The following is a 16049-nucleotide window of genomic DNA, read 5'->3' as shown; positions in this document are numbered from 1 at the left end:
CCCGAGGCCGGTACCGCGAACTTCGCGGTACCGGCCTCGGGGTTTCGGCGTTTCGGCCGCGGTGCGGTCAGCTGGGGACGGTGCACTCGAAGGCGTGCAGATACGCGTTGACCGGGCGGATCTCGCCGATGACCAGGCCCGCGTCCGTCAGCCGGTCGACCATGCTCTGCCGGGTGTGCTTCGCACCGCCGACGTTGAGGAGCAGCAGCAGGTCCATCGCCGTCGTGAACTTCATCGACGGTGTGTCGTCCACGAGGTTCTCGATCACGACGACCCGCGCACCGGGCCGCGCCGCCTTCCGGACGTTCGCCAGCGCCCTGCGGGTGCTCTCGTCGTCCCACTCCAGGATGTTCTTGATGATGTACACATCCGCCTGTACGGGGATGTCCTCCCGGCAGTCCCCGGCCACGACACTCACCCGCGTGGCCAGTGAACCCCCGGCGCGCAGCCGCGGGTCGGCGTTCTCCACCACCCCGGGCAGGTCCAGCAGCGTGCCGTGCATCTTGGGGTGCTTCTCCAGCAGACTCGCCACGACCCGGCCCTGACCGCCGCCGATGTCGGCGACCGACGACACCCCGTTGAGGTCCAGCAGGTTCGCGACGTCCCGCGCGGACTGCTCGCTGGACGTCGTCATGGCCCGGTTGAAGACGTACGCCGACTCGGGGGCCTCTTCGTTCAGGTACGAGAAGAACTCCCTGTCGTACATGTCCTCGAAGACGTTGCGGCCGGAGCGCACCGCCTCGTCCAGCTGCGGCCAGACGTTCCACGTCCACGGCTCGGTGCACCACAGCGCGATGTACCGCAGGCTGTGCGGATCGTCCTCACGCAGCAGCCGGGACATCTCCGTGTGGACGAAGGTGCCGTCGGGGCGCTCCGCGAAGACGCCCTGGCAGGACAGCGCGCGCAGCAGCCGCCTGAGGGTGTGGGGCTGGGTCTTCACCGCCGACGCCAGGTCCTCCACGGTCGTCGGCGTGTCGTCGTCCAGGGCGTCCGCGACGCCCAGCCGGGCGGCGGCGCGTACGGCGGCGGCGCAGGCCGCCCCGAACACGAGCTCCCTCAGCCGCATGGGAGCCGGGGGAGCCGGGGGAGCCGTGGAGGTGGGGGGTGCCGGGTCAACGGTCGTCATGTGGTGCCTCGCCTCTGTGGTTGTGCCGTGTGGGGGGAGTGGGGCGGGTGGGACGGATGGGGCGTCGGTCGGTCAGCAGAGTCCCGCGGGTTCGGAGACCCCGCAGGTGTTGTCGCGGAAGGTGTTGTTCGTGCCGGTGTCCCGGTCGGCGAGATCGGCCGTGCTGTTGCGCAGCACCACGTTGTCGTGGATCTCGTTGCTCTCGTTGGGGGCGCCCACGAAGCTCTTGAACAGCACGATGCCGCCCGACAGCGGGGAGGTGCCCACGTTGTCCTCGACCCGGTTCTTCGTCACCAGCGTCTTCTCGGTGCCGGTGAGCACGATGCCCGAGCCCTGCAGAAAGGGCAGCCGGGGGGTCTTCGGGCACAGCTTGTTGTTGGCGTGGATGTGGTTGCGGCGTACGGTCATCGCCCCGGCGCGCGGCTTGCCCTCGTCGCCGACGACGAACACCGCGGCGCAGTTGCCGGTCGCCTCGTTACGTTCGACGGTCAGGTTCCGCAGCCGCCGCACGGTGACGCCGATGCGGTTGCCGACCAGACGGTTCTGACTGATCACGGTGCCCTTGGCGTCCTGGGCCCCGTCCTCGCGGTCGACGGTGTTGGCGACGAAGAGTCCGGCGTCGCCGTTGCGCTCGGCGGTGTTGCGGCTGAACACGCCGCGCACGGACCTCTCCTGGGCGATGCCCCACTGCCCGTTCTGTTCGGCGGTCACGTCCTGGACCTTCAGCTGGTCGGTCCACGACGCCCACAGGCCGTTCCTGGCGAAGCCCCGGATCGTCAGCGAGCGCAGGGTGACGTGCTTGACGGGGCTGCTTTTGGTGCCGGTCACACAGATGCCGTTGCCCGCGGTGGCACAGGTGCTGGCGGTGGCGGCTACCGGGCCGGGGACGATGACGGCGGGCCCGGCGACGGAGCCCCGCAGCGTCAGGTCCGACACCGTGATGCGGACACTCTCGCGATAGGTACCGGGGGAGAGGACAACGGTGTCCCCCGGCCGGGCGGCGTCCACCGCCCGCTGGATCGACTCGCCGGGCTGTACCCGGTGGATTCGGAGCACCTGATGCGCCGTGCGATGGTCCGCCGGCGCGGCGGCACCCAGCCCCGACGCCACGACAGCCGCGGTGCATACGAGGTGGGTGATCTGTCGTCTGGTCATATGCCGAAGCTAGGAGCGGGTGTTCCGGCTCGCCACCGCTGATCCCCCAGGTGGGCTCCCGTCGGACGGCGACGGGTCAGACAAGGTGGGCGAAGACCACCAGGTTGTCGGTGTAGTCCCGCACCGAGTGGTCGTAGTCACCGGCGCAGGTGATCAGCCGGACCTGTGCCTGCGGTGTGTCGGCGTACACGCGCTCGTCGGGGAAGTCGTCCTTCGCGAACGTCTCGACACTGTCGACCACGAAGACGGCCGTGCGTCGGTCGGACCGGTTGACGGAGAAGCGGTTCCCCTTCTTCAGTTCGCTGAGCCCCGCGAACACGGCGGGGGCGGTCGCCGTGTCGACGTGCCCGGCGATGATCGCGGTACCCGCCTCGCCCGGGGACACGCCGTCCGCCTGCCAGCCGACCATGTTCACGTCGTCGGCGGGCGGGGGTTCGAGCTGGCCCGAGTCGCCGATGGCGAGGCCGACGAAGGGCGCGTCCACGCCGATGGCCGGGATGAGAAGCCGCGTCGGCCTGGCCCGCGGCAACTGCTTTCCGGCCTGCGGCGCGACCGAGGACTTCGGCGCGGACGACGAGGACGGAGCGTGGGCCGCGGCGGCGCGCGGCGCGCGGGCGTCGTCGGTCGACTCGTCGTTCCCGGAGAAGAGGAAGACCGCCGGGATCAGGAGAACGACGGTCCACGCGATCAGACGTACGACAAGGCGCCGCCTGGGCGACACCGATGTGGGCTCAACGGGGGAAGGCAACGGGGTTGCCATCGGGAACCACCTCACTGGAACACGGGCACAGCACGTAGGGGACCGAGACGGACTCGGAGGGAGTGAACCGGCCGGGCCGCCGCAGTGCGCACAGGCGGATGTGCGCACGCGACGGCCCCGGCTGCTATGTCAGGCATCGGTCAGGACGCCCCGTCGGCCGCGTTCCTGCGGCGCATCGCGAACGCACCGGCGCCGACGACCGCCAGGGCCGCCAGCCCGCCGGCCGTGACACTCGGGGACGCCAGCGCGCCGCCACCGGTGTGCATGCCACCGCTGGGCTTCTCGTGCTTGGAGCCCCAGTCGCCCTTGCTGCTCTCGTCGGTGTTGTCGCCCTTGCTCCAGTCGCCCTTCTTGGCCTCGTCCGTGTTGTCGCCCTTGCTCCAGTCGCCGCCCTCGTTCACCGCGGTGAGCGCACCGCCACCTGTGTGCACTCCACCGCTCGGCTTGTCGTGCTTGCTGTCCTTGTCGTGCTCCTTGCTGTAGGAAGAGTCACCGTTGTCCCAGTCGCCGCCGTCGGCGGCGAGGGCGCCGGGTGCGGCGATCGCGAGAGCGGCCGTGGCCGTCGCGGTAGCGAGGAGCAGGCGGGCAGAGCGCATGGTCGAAGTCCTTCCGCCGCGGCTGGGGCGCTGACGTGATGTCAGCTGACGAGACCCGGCCCCGACGTGATCCACCGTCAGCCAGACCGGCCCGCCGCACCACTCGAGCCGCCCACCCGACTGACCCGCACGGCGGTACCCGGTTCGGGCGGCCGGCCATCCCCGGAGCGAGCAACAAAGCTCTGACCAGGTATTTAATCGGCTGACCGGCAGTCACCTCCCGGCCCGAGCCACGCCGTACGCGCAACCCGATCGGCGGCGACACGACTGCACGCATCGCCCGTCACTCGTGCGCGATCGCCGCCAGTACGTTCATCCGGGACGCACGCAGGGCGGGCAGCAGCGCGGCCACGATGCCGACCAGCGCCGAGCCCACGACCACCGCGACGATCGTGACCCAGGGAATCGCCAGCGCCTCCATGCCCTGCAGGGCCAGCACCCGGTGGATGCACACGCCCCACACCAGCCCCAGCCCCAGCCCCAGCACCGCACCGAACACGGCGATCACCACCGACTCCAGCCGGATCATCCGGCGCAGCTGCCGCCGGGACAGTCCGATGGCCCGCAGCAGCCCGATCTCGCGCGTGCGCTCCACGACCGACAGAGCGAGGGTGTTGACCACGCCGAGCACCGCGATGACGATCGCGAGCCCCAGCAGCGCGTACACGAGGTAGAGCAGTACGGCGATCTGGTTGCGGATCAGTTCCTTGTAGTCGGCCTGGTCACGCGCCTTGACCTGCGGATACGGGTCCAGGGTCCGCTCCAGCGCGGGACGCAGCGAGTCGGCGCTCGTGCCGCCGGCGGCGTTGACGTACAGCGCGGAGTCCTGGCCGCCCGGCACGTACTTCTCGGCGACGGCGATCCCGAAGTAGATCCCGCCCTGCGTCCCGAACCCCTCGGCGCTGCCCTGGTCGGTGAGGGCGCCGACCGTCAGCTCGGTCCTGCCGCCGTCCGCGAACTCCACCGGCAGCACCGTGCCGAGGCGCACGTCGTGGTCCTTGGCGTAGTCGGCGGACATCGCCAGGTGGCCGTCCGCGAGCGCGGCGGCCGTGTCGCCCTGCGCGTAGTCGACATGGGCGACGTCGTCGAGCCGCGCGTCGTACCCGGCGGCCGTCGTCTCCAGGCGCTTGCCGTCCGGGAACTGCACCGCGACCGGCACGAACCGCTGCCGCACGACGAGACCGACACCGTCCGTGGCCCGCACCTTGGCGGTGAGCTCCTGGGAGAACGGCACGAAGTTGTCGTTCTGTACGACGAAGTCGGCGCCGAGCGTCCTGTCGATCTGCTGGTCGAAGGACTTGGTCATCGAGGCGCTGGCCACGGACATCCCGCCGACCAGGGCGAGGCCCACCATCAGCGCGGCGGCCGTCGCCCCCGTACGGCGGGGATTGCGCAGGGCGTTGCGCTGGCTCATCATGCCGACCGGCCCGAAGATCGCCGGGAACGCGCCGCCGAGGACCCGGATGACCGGCCGGACCAGCAGTGGGCCCGCGATGACCGTCGCGAGGAGCGTGAGGACGACACCGAGTCCCAGCAGGGAAGCGGAGGTTGATGTCTCGCCGGCTGTGGCGCAGCCCACCAGTGCGGCGGCTCCGAGTGCCCCGACGATCGCGCCGACCACCGCCCGTACCCGCAACGGCCGTCCCACGCCCGCGATTTCGGCGTCCGAGAGCGCGGCCATGGGGGAGACCACCGCGGCCCGCCGGGCCGGCAGATAGGCGGCCAGGAACGTCACGCCGAGCCCGACGGCGTACGACGACACGGGAGTTGGCCAGCCCACCACCATGTCGGCCGAGCTGAGGTTCATGCCGAACGCGCTCATCAGCTGGATCAGCCCGGCCGCGAGCCCGATCCCGGCGGCGAGGCCGAGCGTCGAGCCGACCAGGCCGAGCAGCACCGCCTCCGTCAGCACGGACCGGCGCACCTGCCGCCGGTCGGCGCCGAGCGCCCGCAACAGGCCCAGTTCGCGGGTGCGTTGGGCGATCAGCATCGAGAAGGTGTTGACGATCAGGAAGACTCCGACGAGCACCGCGATCCCGGCGAAGCCCAGCATCACGTACTTGATCACGTCGAGGAATCCGCCGAGCTGGTCGGCGGCGGACTCGGCCTGTTCGGCTGCCGTGGCCAACTCGTAGTCGCTGGTGCCGATCTGTTTCGCGATACGGCTCTTCAGCTCGGCGTCGCTCACCCCGCTCGCGGCGGTCACCGAGATGCTCGTGGCCCGGTCCGGCGCACCCAGCAGCATGGTCGGCGCGGTCTTCGGGTCCAGGAACAGCAGCGCCGCGCCCGGGTTGGTGGTGGTGAAGGTGGCGATCCCGACGATCCTGACCTTGAACGACCCCGGCTGCGCCTGGACGGTGAGCGTGTCGCCGATCCCCACGTCCTTGCTGTCGGCGGTGTCCGCGTCCAGCAGCGCCTCGCCGTCGCCCTGGGGGACATGGCCGGAGGTGAGTTCGACGGGGCTGCGGTCGGTGAGGTACCAGTCGGTGGCGATGGTGGGGGCGCCGGAGGTCGGGGACACCGACTTGTTGCGGTCGTCGACGACGGTGAGGTTCTCGACGGACGCGTCCGCGTGGGCCTCCGCGACGCCGTCGACACCGGCCACTCGCCGTGCCAGGGAGGCGGGCAGGGTCAAAGCCTCGCCGGACGGCACCTGTGATGTGAAGTCCTCCCGCGGGCTCACCGTGACGTCGGCGGACGTGGAGGCGAAGAGCCGGTCGAAGGTGCGGGTGACCGTGTCGGAGAAGATCAGGCTGCCCGCGACGAACGCCACGGACAGGACGACGGCCAGCGCGGAGAGCAGCAGTCTGCCCTTGTGGGCGAGGAAACTCCTGAGCGTTGCCTTCAGCACGGGGTGTCAGTCCTCGTCGGTGGGCTTGGTGAGGGAAGGGGCGTCGGCGTCGTCGGGGGTATCGGGGGAGGCGGCCCGGGTCTGTCCCGGTCCGCCGGAGAAGAGGCGCATGCGCTCCAGGACCGCCTCCGCCGTGGGCCGCGCCATCTCGTCCACGATCCGGCCGTCGGCGAGGAAGAGCACCAGGTCGGAGTGGGCGGCGGCGCCCGGGTCGTGGGTCACCATGACGACCGTCTGGCCGAGGTCGTCGACGGCCTCGCGCAGGAAGCCGAGGACCTCAAGACCGGCGCGGGAGTCGAGGTTTCCGGTCGGTTCGTCCGCGAAGATCAGCTCGGGGCGCGAGGCGAGCGCCCGGGCACAGGCCACGCGCTGCTGCTGCCCGCCGGAGAGCTGGGCCGGCCGGTGCTTCAGCCGGTCCCGCAGCCCCAGTGTGTCGATGACCTGGTCCAGCCACTTCTGGTCGGGCTTCTGGCCCGCGATGTCCATCGGCAGGGTGATGTTCTCGACGGCGTTCAGGGTCGGGATCAGGTTGAACGACTGGAACATGAACCCGATCCGGTCCCGCCGCAGCCGGGTCAGGTCGCGGTCCTTCAGCCCCGTGATCTCCGTGTCGCCGAGCCACACCTGCCCCGCCGACACGGTGTCGAGCCCCGCCAGACAGTGCATCAACGTGGACTTGCCCGACCCCGACGGCCCCATGACCGCGGTGAAGCGCCCACGCGCGATGTCCACGTCGACCGAGTCGAGGGCGAGCACGGTCGTCTCGCCCGAGCCGTACGCCTTGGTCAGCGCGCGGGCGCGGGCCGCGGTCCCGTCCGCCTCCGCGCGCCCGGGGGCGTGCTCCGCAGCAGGTGTGGACAAGACTGCCTCCTTCGATGGCTTGCCGGTCGTGGCCGTCCCGATGTCGTGCCGACGTCCCTCGTCCCTTGTTCCGGCCGAGCGTAGTGTGACGGGACGCACACCCGGTATCCCTTTTCGCTCTTGGGTGGCCCCCTTGCGGGTGCTAGCACTCCCGCGCTAGCGTCTAGGTATGGCGAAGACTCAGCTGAACGTCCGGGTGGATGAGGGCACCGCCCGCGCGGCGCGCGAAAAAGCCCTGTCCCGCGGAATGAGCGTCAACCGCTACATAGAAGAGCTGGTCCAACAGGACACCGGCGAGGCGGGCCACACCTTCGTGGAGGCCGCCGCCGATTTCATGAAGCAGTACGAGTCCGTCTTCGCCGAAGAGTTCGGCACGGACCGTGAAGGCAAGCGCGAAGGTCGTCACTGAACCCTTGGACAACCTCAGGATCGACCTCGCCTGGCTCCTCATGATCGCGGAACGGAAGACGCCCGGAGACCCCCAGGTCTCCGACTGGGGCGCTCTGGTCGCGGCCGTCGCCCGCCACGAGGCCGAGATATTCGACATCCCCGTCTATGACAACCCGCACGCCCGGGCCGCCGCCCTGCTCCAACTCCTGCTGCATGTGCCCGCGTTGGAGCGCTCCAACGCGCTGTTCGCCTCCGCGGTCGCCTACGCCTACCTCATCGCCAGCGGGGTCAAGGTCGTCACCTCGCCCGAGCAGGTGCGCGATCTGGCCCGGCTGGTGAAGACCGGCAACGCCTCGGTGCACGACATCGCGCACGAACTGCGCCAGTGGAGCCTATGAGGGGTCCCGCGCCGTCTCCGGCCCGGGCTCTGTCCCCGGCTGTGGGGGACGCCACGCGCTGCCCAGCACGCAGTACGAGGTGGGCAGTCGCGGCCCCTTCTCGGGCAGCAACAGCCGCCGGTAGGGGCCGAGTTCGAACCCGGCGTCCCGCAGCGCGGCGACCGGGTCCCGGGCCACATGGCAGCCGCCGACGAGCGCGGGCCACACCGTGCGGTCGAGGGCGCGCTGAGTGAACCGCATCGCGGGCCCGCCTCCGGCGCCGTGTTCGAGGAACCGCACCTCACCACCGGGCCGCAGCACCCGCCGTACCTCGCCGAGCGCCCGGGACACGTCCCGGACACTGCACAGCACCAGCGAGAACACGACCGCGTCGAAGGCCTCGCCCTTCACCGGCAGCGCCTCGGCGACGCCCGGCACCACATCGACGGGCACTTCGGAACGCATCGCCGCCTCCACGGCCAACTGCCGTAGCAGGCGCTCGGGTTCGATCGCGACGACCTCAGAGACGGCATCCGGATAGTGCGCGAAGTTCAGCCCGTTTCCGGCGCCGATCTCGATCACCCGTCCGGAGAGCCCGGCGAGCAGCCGGTGCCGCAGGGCGCCCAGGCCGATGCCGGTCTCGGCGGCCACACTGAGCCGGGCGTAGTAACGGGCGAACAGCGGATGGTGCACGGAATCCCGCGGCACCTTGCCGGAGCCTGCGGTGGACCGTAGCGGCATGGGACCTCCCGAGGAGGAACGACCTCACCGCGATTGTCCCCCGCACGGGACCCGCGCACCCTCGCTGTCGCCGGGAACCGGCGGAATCAGGCCGTATCCGGCGGGATCAGGCGATGAAGGTACGGACCTGCGAGTAGACGCCGTAGTCGTTGTTCATCTCGTCGTGCGAGATGCAGCCGACCTCGACGTTCGTGGCGCCGCTCAGGATCGCGGTCGTGTCCGGGGTGAGCGCCTCGTCGCAGTTGGACCAGTAACTGGCGTACGACACACTGCCCGGCGTCTCGTCGCCCGAGTTCAGCGAGGTGAGGAACGAACTTCCCGTGTTCATCTCGGAGCACGAGGTGTAGAGCCACGCACACCAAGAGGCGAGCGACGTGCCGTGGTTGGTACCGGCCGTGGAGACGAAGTCGTCGACGTACGCGGTTCCGCCGAGGTTCTTGAGGTAGTAGCGAGCGCTGAGCGCGCCCATGGAGTGGACGATGAGGTCGACCTTCGAGGCGCCTGTCGCGGCCAGAACTCTCTTGACCTCGGTGGCCAGTTGCTGGGCCGTCGTGACGTTGGACTGGGACCAGGAGTACGACCAGGCGTCCAGCTCGGCGGCCGTGTAGCCGTCGGCCTTGAAGTCGGCGACCCAGTCGTTCCAGCTGCTCGACGAGCTGCTGATGCCGTGCACGAAGACGATCGGATTGTGGGTCGCGGCCTGGGCGGGTGTCGCGGTGAGCGAGAGAGACAGGAGCATAGAGGACACGACGGCCGAGACGGCTGCTGTGATGCGTCGCATATGGCGCTGCATGGTGCCTCCTGATATGCGTGGGGTTGGCTGGAGTGTCAGGCCGGGTCTACGCGCGCCGCATCGGTGAAATCGCCGGTCTTTACGTGCCTTGTAACTCGCCAGTAACCTGAGTGGCGTGGTGACCTCGGTGAATCCCCCGCCTCAGCCGCGCATTTCGCCACCGGAGCTCACGGACGCGTGGCAGCAGCTCGGCCCCCCACTTCCCGAAGGCGTCCGCGTGCGCGTCCTGTGTGCCGCGTACGGCGATCCGCGCGCCGCCGCCGAACTCGTACCGCTCCTCACCGAACGGCAGGCGGCGGGCCTGGATCCGCTACCGGCGGAACCCGCCGCGCTCGCCCCCGAACTGCTGCGGGCGCACCGCCGGGCGATCCGTGTCCTGCCCGACGACACCCGGCTGCTGCTGCTCCTCGCCGCGGCCGACCAGTACCCGGTGCAGACCCACGCCTTCCTGCGCGCGGTCGCCGCGGCCCGCCTCGACACCGGGGCCCTCGAACCCGCCGAGACGGCCGGGATCGCCCACGCGACGGCGGGCGGAGTCGTCTTCCGCGACGCGTGGACGCGCATCGCGGCCTACGAGTCCGGGTCCTCGGCGGACCGGCGCGACATGCACCGGCTGCTGGCCCGCGTCCTGCACGGCGACGGTGAGTCGCCCAGGCGCTCCTGGCACCGGGGTGCCGGCGCCCTCGGCCCCAGCGCACGGCTCGTCGCCGAGCTGGGCGGCGCCGCGCACGAGGCCCGGGAGGTGGGCGACCACCTCCTGGCCGGATCCCTCGGCGAGCGCGCCGCCGCCCTCTCGTCCGACTCCCGCGAACGGTCCCGGCTGCTCTCCAGGGCCGCCGCCGACACCTGGCACCGCGGTGACGGGGACCGGGCCCGCGGTCTGGTGGCGTCCTCGGACGGGAGTGCGCTGGGCGGCATGCTCGCCCTGCGGTCGGGCAACGCGACGGAGGCCTTCGACCAGCTGCTGACGGCCGCGGTCCGGCACGCGAGAGCCGCGCTGGAGCAGGGGAGCGGAGGGATCGGGGCGAGCGTGCTGAATCGTTCCGCCGAGGATCAAGGGCCTCACTCCGGCCCGGCGGAACGATTCGGCACACCGGACGACCCGTATGCCTACCCGTACGCGACCCGGTACCCGCACCCGGACTCACAGTCGTCGCGCAGTGTCCCGAACCCCGCTCTCGACGTCGCCGTGCATCTGTTGGCACGTGCCACCGAGGCCGCCGTCTACACCGGCGACCTCCGCCGCTGCCGGGAGGCGGCCACCGTGGCCGCACGGCTCGGCATCATCCCGCCCGGCACCCTCGCGGGACTCGCCGCCGCCGTCGAGGGACGGTACGAGGACGCCCGCAACCTCCTCAAGGCCGCCGCCGGGCGCTGCGGTCCCGGTGGCGACCCCACCCTGCTCATCCACTCCGGCATCGCCGCGCTGCTCCTCGGCGACCACTCCGGCGCCGAACGCGCCACCGTACGGGCAGCCGCCTCCGCCCGGGCCCGGGGCGAGACGGTGACCGTCCCGCAGGCCATGGAGTTCCGGGCCTACGCCGACTTCTGGACCGGACGCCCACGCGCCGCCGAGGCCGCCGCGGCCGACGCCCTCTGGCAGGCGTACGCCACCGGCCAGGACAACGGTGCCTGTCATCTGCAGGCCGCCCTCGCCATGTTCGCGGCGGTGACCGGCGACGGCGAGGTCTGCCGGGAACGCGCCGAGGCCGCCCGTACCCACGCCCGCGCCCACGGCCTGGGCCTGCCCGCCGCGCTCGCCCTGTGGGCGCTCGCCTTCCTCGACCTCTCCACCGGCCGCTTCGAGAGCGCCACCGCCCGGCTGCGCGCCCTCGCCGGATTCGGCCCCGGCCACGGCCACCGCGCCATCCGGCACCTGGCCACCCCGCACTACGTCGAGGCCGCCGTCCGCACTGGCGACACCCGCGTCGCACGCGCCGCCCACGCCGACTACGACCGCTGGGCCACCGCCGTCCGCAGCCCGGACGACCTGGCTCTCAGCGCCCGCTGCCGCGCTCTGCTCGCCCCCGGCGCCGAAGCGGTCGACCACTACCGCACGGCCCTCGACCTGCACGGCCACGGCACGCGTGACTTCGAACGCGCCCGTACGGAGCTGTTGTTCGGCAGCGCGTTGCGTCGGCTGCGCCAGCGGGCCGAGGCGCGGGACCGGCTGCACAGCGCGCTGGAGGCGTTCGAGACGTTCGGTGCGCCGCACTGCGCGACGCAGGCACGGGCGGAACTTCGGGCGCTGGGGGCGCCGGTGACTGTCACGTCGGGGCCGGCGGATCTCACTGCCCGCCTTACGGCGCAGCAGTTGATGGTTGCGCGGATGGCGGCGGATGGTGCGACCAATCGGGAGATCGCTGTGCGGCTGGCGTTGAGTCCGCGCACGATCGATCACCATCTGCGGGGGGTTTTCTCGCGGTTGGGGATCCGGTCGCGGATCGAGCTGGTGCGGTTGCTGGGGGAGGCGGGGTTGTGAGTGGGCTGCGCGCCGGTGGGGGCGGCTTGTCGCGCCCCGCGGCGGAGCCGCAGATCGATACAGCCCCGCGCCCCTACAAGGGCGCCTGTCGCTCCCCGAATTCTGACGCGTCCCATGTTCCGCCCAGCATTGGCGCCAGCCAACTTCCAGCCATCGTGCGGAAGTTGGCTGGGGGTAGCGTCCCCGCCCCCGCAGGTAGTGCCCCGATCAGAGGGGCTCCGGCGACCACCGGCAGGTCCGCCAGGTTGCAGCAGGCTGCCAGGTCCGGGGAGTCGGGCCAGCTTCCGATGACGATGCCCGTCAAGTGGACGTCTCTGCGGGAGAGTTCACGGGCCGTCAGTTCTGTCGCGTTGAGGGTGCCCAGGCCCGCCGACACGACGACCAGGATCGGCGCGTCCAGCAGTTCGGCCGTGTCCGCCAGGGTTCCGCCCTCGTCGTCGAAGCGTACGAGCAGTCCGCCCGCGCCCTCCACCAGAACCACGTCGTACTCGGCGGCGAGTTTCGCGGCGGCCTCCGCCACCTCGGCCGGGCGGACCGGCGGCAGCGAGGCCCGGCGGGCGGCCGTCGCGGGGGCCAACGGGTCGGGATAGCGGGCGAGTTCGAGGGTCCGTACGTCACCCGCGAGCCGCGCGACCTCGTCGGCGTCCCCGCGCTCGTCCGGACGTACCCCCGTCTGCGCGGGCTTGAGCACGGCCACCGTGCGGCCCGCCGCGAGGGCCGTGGCGGCGACGGCGGCCGTCGTGACCGTCTTGCCGACCTCCGTGCCCGTCCCCGTGATCACCAGGATCGGCATGCTCATCCCTCCTGTGCTGCCGCGCACACCGCGCGCGCGATCCGGGCCACGTCCGCGTCGCCGGTGACGTACGGCGGCATGGTGTAGACGAGGTCGCGGAACGGCCGCAGCCACACGCCCTCGCGCACGGCCGCCGCCGTCGCCGCCGCCATGTCCACCTCGTGGTCGAGCTGGACCACCCCGATCGCGCCCAGCACGCGTACGTCCCGGACCCCGGGAAGTTCCGCCGCCCCGGAGAGCCCGTCCCGAAGGCCGGCCTCGATCCGCTTGACCTCCGCCCGCCAGTCCTGGTCGAGCAGCAGGCCGATCGAGGCGCAGGCCACGGCCGCCGCCAGGGGGTTGCCCATGAAGGTCGGGCCGTGGGCGAGCACCGGGACCTTGCCGCGCGAGATGCCGTCGGCCACCCGTGCCGTGCACAGCGTCGCCGCCATCGTCAGATAACCGCCGGTCAGCGACTTGCCCACGCACATCACATCCGGCGTCACCGCCGCGTGCTCCGCCGCGAACAGCGCGCCCGTGCGCCCGAACCCGGTCGCGATCTCGTCGAACACGAGCAGCACGCCGTAGGCGTCGCACGCCTCGCGCAGTACCCGCAGATAGGCGGGGGAGTGGAACCGCATGCCGCCCGCGCCCTGCACCACCGGTTCGACGATCACGGCGGCCAGTTCGTCGGCGTGCCGTTCGATCGTCGAGCGCAGGTGGTCGGCGTACGACTCCTCGTACTCCGTGGGCGGCGCGTCCGCGAACACCTGGCGGGGCAGGACACCCTGCCACAGCTCGTGCATGCCGCCCTCGGGGTCGCACACGGACATCGGCTGCCAGGTGTCGCCGTGGTAGCCGCCGCGCCAGGTCAGCAGGCGCTGCTTGGCAGGGCGGCCGATCGAACGCCAGTACTGCAGACACATCTTGACCGCGACCTCGACCGAAACCGACCCCGAGTCGGCGAGGAACACGTGCTCAAGCCCCTCCGGCGACAGGTCGACAAGTAGCTTCGCCAGCCGTACGGCGGGCTCGTGGGTGAGCCCGCCGAACATGACGTGGCTCATCCGGGAGAGCTGCTCGCGCGCGGCCTCGTTGAGCACCGGGTGGTTGTAGCCGTGGATCGCCGACCACCAGGACGACATCCCGTCGACCAGCTCGCCCGCCCCGCCCGCGAGCCGCAGCCGCACCCCGCTCGCCGACTCCACGACGAGCGGTTCGACCCGGCCCGGCATGGGCCCGTACGGATGCCAGACGTGGCGCCGGTCCAGGTCCAGCAGGTCGGACAGGGGCAGGTCAGGCATTGGGTGCGAGGTCCGTTCCGGCACCTCGGCGGCGTACGGTGACCAGGTCCGTGCGCGGTTCGGGCGCCGCAGCGTCCGAACCGCAGGCGCCCGCCTCCGTGCCGCACGCTCCCGCCGACGCGGTGCCGCAGCCGCCGCCGGCCGCCGCCCGGTGCTCCGGCAGCGTGACCTGGTCGGCGCCCTCGACCTCGAAACCGGCGTCGGCGATCATGTCGAGGTCGGCCTGGCCGGCCTGGCCCTCGGTGGTGAGGTAGTCGCCGAGGAAGATCGAGTTGGCGAGGTTCAGGGCGAGCGGCTGCATCGTGCGCAGATGGACCTCACGGCCGCCCGCGATGCGCACCTCCGCGTCCGGGCAGACGAACCGGACCATCGCGAGGATGCGGAGACAGCGCTGCGGGGTGAGGTTCCATTCCTTGGCCAGCGGGGTGCCCTCGACCGGGATCAGGAAGTTGACCGGAACCGAGTCCGGGTCGAGGCCGCGGAGGGAGAAGACGACGTCGACGAGGTCCGCGTCGCTCTCGCCCATGCCCGCGATCAGGCCCGAGCAGGCGGACAGTCCGGCCGCGTGGGCCTTCTGGACGGTGTCGACCCGGTCCTCGTAGGTGTGGGTGGTGGTGATGTCGCCGTAGGTGGCCTCGGACGTGTTGAGGTTGTGGTTGTAGGCGTCCGCGCCGGCCTCACGCAGACGCTCCGCCTGGCCGTCGGAGAGCAGCCCGAGGCAGGCGCACACCTCGACGCCCTCGTTCTGGTCCTTGATCGCCTTGATGGTGCCGGCGACCCGGTCCACGTCCCGGTCCGTCGGACCGCGCCCGGACGCCACCAGGCAGACCCGCTTGGCGCCCCCGGCCAGCCCGGCCGCCGCGGCCTTCGAGGCCTCGTCCGGCTTGAGCCAGGTGTACTTCAGGATGCCGGTGGTGGAGCCGAGGCGCTGCGAACAGTAGGAACAGTCCTCGGGGCACAGACCCGACTTCAGGTTGACCAGATAGTTGAGCTTCACCCGCCGCCCGAACCAGTGCCGGCGCACCTTCCCGGCGGCGGCCACCACATCGAGAAGATCGTCGTCGGAGGTGGCCAGCACGGCCAGCGCCTCTTCACGGGTCGGCAGCTCGCGCCGCAGCCCCTTGTCCACCAGCGTCGTCAGCAGGTCCATGGAAGCCGATCCTGACGTATCCGACCGGCTGAGGGAAAGGAGGGTTCGTACAAGAGAGGCGCTTCGACGTGTGGGGTATGTAACACGACCACCCCAGTACGTGGGGTCCACAGAGAGCATGGAAGACCGGGTCAGAGGCCCAAAGTCCGCATCTCACCGCCGATTTGGTGAGAGACATGAGCGAGACGCAAGGGCCAGTGGATCAGTATGGAGGGTTCCTACAACATCCCCGAATGGGCTGTTCCCTCAAGCGCCGTGCGTGACTTGGTGCGGGCTGTTCTGGAAGCTCTCGACATCCCCCACGCAGCGGCCGGGGACCGCGAGGCGCACGACCGGATCTTGAGCGAACGGGCCACGCACGCGGCAATCGCGCTCCGCAGCGTACTGGACGGGTGGACCAAGACAGCCGAAGAGATCCTCGACTCACTCGCCCGCTTCTGCCGACGGATCTCTGGCGCATCACACTAGTGTGGTGCGCCTGAATTCGCGGGCTTAAGTCTGTAGCCTGTTTTCATGTCTCGGGGTCCTCGTGCCGTCGAAGTTGTGCTGTCCGATGAGGAGCGTGCCGAGTTGCTGCGCTGGGCGGGCGGGGCGGTGGCGCCCCGTTTTGTCGAGCGGGCACGCATCGTCTTGGAGTGCGGGGGCGGGAAGCCGAATACGCGTGTGGCGGCGGAGTTCAAGGTAACCGCGG

At 71.1% G+C, this 16049-nt stretch carries 14 protein-coding genes; 3 read left to right on the top strand and 11 right to left on the bottom strand.

The genetic code is table 11. The features are described 5' to 3' along the window. Positions 1-67: 67 nt before the first annotated feature. From G3I71_RS41515 to G3I71_RS41490, 6 genes are all read right to left on the bottom strand, one after another. Positions 68-1126: a methyltransferase gene (locus tag G3I71_RS41515; protein ID WP_164323481.1), complete on the bottom strand. Its 1059-nt coding sequence runs from the start codon at positions 1124-1126 to the stop codon at positions 68-70. A gap of 72 nt (positions 1127-1198) precedes the next feature. Next, positions 1199-2281 (bottom strand): nitrous oxide reductase family maturation protein NosD, encoded by a 1083-nt coding sequence (locus tag G3I71_RS41510; RefSeq protein ID WP_164323479.1) that lies wholly within the window; start codon positions 2279-2281, stop codon positions 1199-1201. A 76-nt stretch (positions 2282-2357) separates the two neighbouring features. Then, positions 2358-3041, bottom strand: a complete 684-nt coding sequence (locus tag G3I71_RS41505; protein ID WP_164323477.1) for a class F sortase — start codon at positions 3039-3041, stop codon at positions 2358-2360. A 140-nt stretch (positions 3042-3181) separates the two neighbouring features. Continuing rightward, positions 3182-3637, bottom strand: a complete 456-nt coding sequence (locus G3I71_RS41500) for a hypothetical protein (protein WP_164323475.1) — start codon at positions 3635-3637, stop codon at positions 3182-3184. 283 nt (positions 3638-3920) lie between these two features. Continuing rightward, complete coding sequence (locus G3I71_RS41495) at positions 3921-6488, bottom strand: FtsX-like permease family protein (protein ID WP_164323473.1); 2568 nt, start codon at positions 6486-6488, stop codon at positions 3921-3923. A gap of 6 nt (positions 6489-6494) precedes the next feature. Continuing rightward, positions 6495-7349 carry an ABC transporter ATP-binding protein gene (locus tag G3I71_RS41490; protein ID WP_164323471.1) on the bottom strand — a complete coding sequence of 285 codons (855 nt, stop codon included), beginning with the start codon at positions 7347-7349 and terminating at the stop codon, positions 6495-6497. 169 nt (positions 7350-7518) lie between these two features. Between G3I71_RS41490 and G3I71_RS41485 the strand changes: the two genes are divergently transcribed. Together G3I71_RS41485 and G3I71_RS41480 are read left to right on the top strand one after the other, a co-directional pair. Next, entirely contained in the window at positions 7519-7758 is a 240-nt protein-coding gene (locus G3I71_RS41485) for a toxin-antitoxin system HicB family antitoxin (protein WP_164323469.1), read from the top strand. A gap of 4 nt (positions 7759-7762) precedes the next feature. Beyond that, positions 7763-8137 (top strand): fic family toxin-antitoxin system, toxin component, encoded by a 375-nt coding sequence (locus tag G3I71_RS41480; protein ID WP_164323466.1) that lies wholly within the window; start codon positions 7763-7765, stop codon positions 8135-8137. Here G3I71_RS41480 and G3I71_RS41475 read toward each other — a convergent pair. Both G3I71_RS41475 and G3I71_RS41470 read right to left on the bottom strand, forming a co-directional pair. After that, positions 8132-8857: a class I SAM-dependent methyltransferase gene (locus tag G3I71_RS41475; RefSeq protein WP_164323464.1), complete on the bottom strand. Its 726-nt coding sequence runs from the start codon at positions 8855-8857 to the stop codon at positions 8132-8134. The genes G3I71_RS41480 and G3I71_RS41475 overlap by 6 nt on opposite strands. Before the next feature lie 106 nt (positions 8858-8963). Beyond that, positions 8964-9650 (bottom strand): triacylglycerol lipase, encoded by a 687-nt coding sequence (locus G3I71_RS41470; protein ID WP_164323462.1) that lies wholly within the window; start codon positions 9648-9650, stop codon positions 8964-8966. Between the two features lie 217 nt (positions 9651-9867). On the opposite strand from G3I71_RS41470, the gene G3I71_RS41465 reads away from it, so the two are divergent. Then, positions 9868-12132: a LuxR C-terminal-related transcriptional regulator gene (locus G3I71_RS41465; protein ID WP_343243237.1), complete on the top strand. Its 2265-nt coding sequence runs from the start codon at positions 9868-9870 to the stop codon at positions 12130-12132. Positions 12133-12205: 73 nt separating this feature from the next. Here G3I71_RS41465 and bioD read toward each other — a convergent pair whose 3' ends face one another. The 3 genes from bioD to bioB are packed head-to-tail and all read right to left on the bottom strand — an operon-like array spanning position 12206 to position 15358. After that, positions 12206-12925, bottom strand: a complete 720-nt coding sequence (gene bioD / locus G3I71_RS41460) for a dethiobiotin synthase (RefSeq protein WP_164323513.1) — start codon at positions 12923-12925, stop codon at positions 12206-12208. A 2-nt stretch (positions 12926-12927) separates the two neighbouring features. Further along, positions 12928-14208 (bottom strand): adenosylmethionine--8-amino-7-oxononanoate transaminase, encoded by a 1281-nt coding sequence (locus G3I71_RS41455; protein WP_164323458.1) that lies wholly within the window; start codon positions 14206-14208, stop codon positions 12928-12930. After that, entirely contained in the window at positions 14201-15358 is a 1158-nt protein-coding gene (gene bioB, locus G3I71_RS41450; protein ID WP_164323457.1) for a biotin synthase BioB, read from the bottom strand. The genes G3I71_RS41455 and bioB overlap by 8 nt, the downstream gene beginning before the upstream one ends. Positions 15359-16049: the final 691 nt, after the last annotated feature.

The sequence above is a fragment of the Streptomyces sp. SID12501 genome (assembly GCF_010550245.1).
GTDB lineage: Bacteria > Actinomycetota > Actinomycetes > Streptomycetales > Streptomycetaceae > Streptomyces.
The sequence above is the reverse complement of the archived record's forward strand: the minus strand, read 5'-3'. Positions and strand labels throughout refer to the sequence as shown.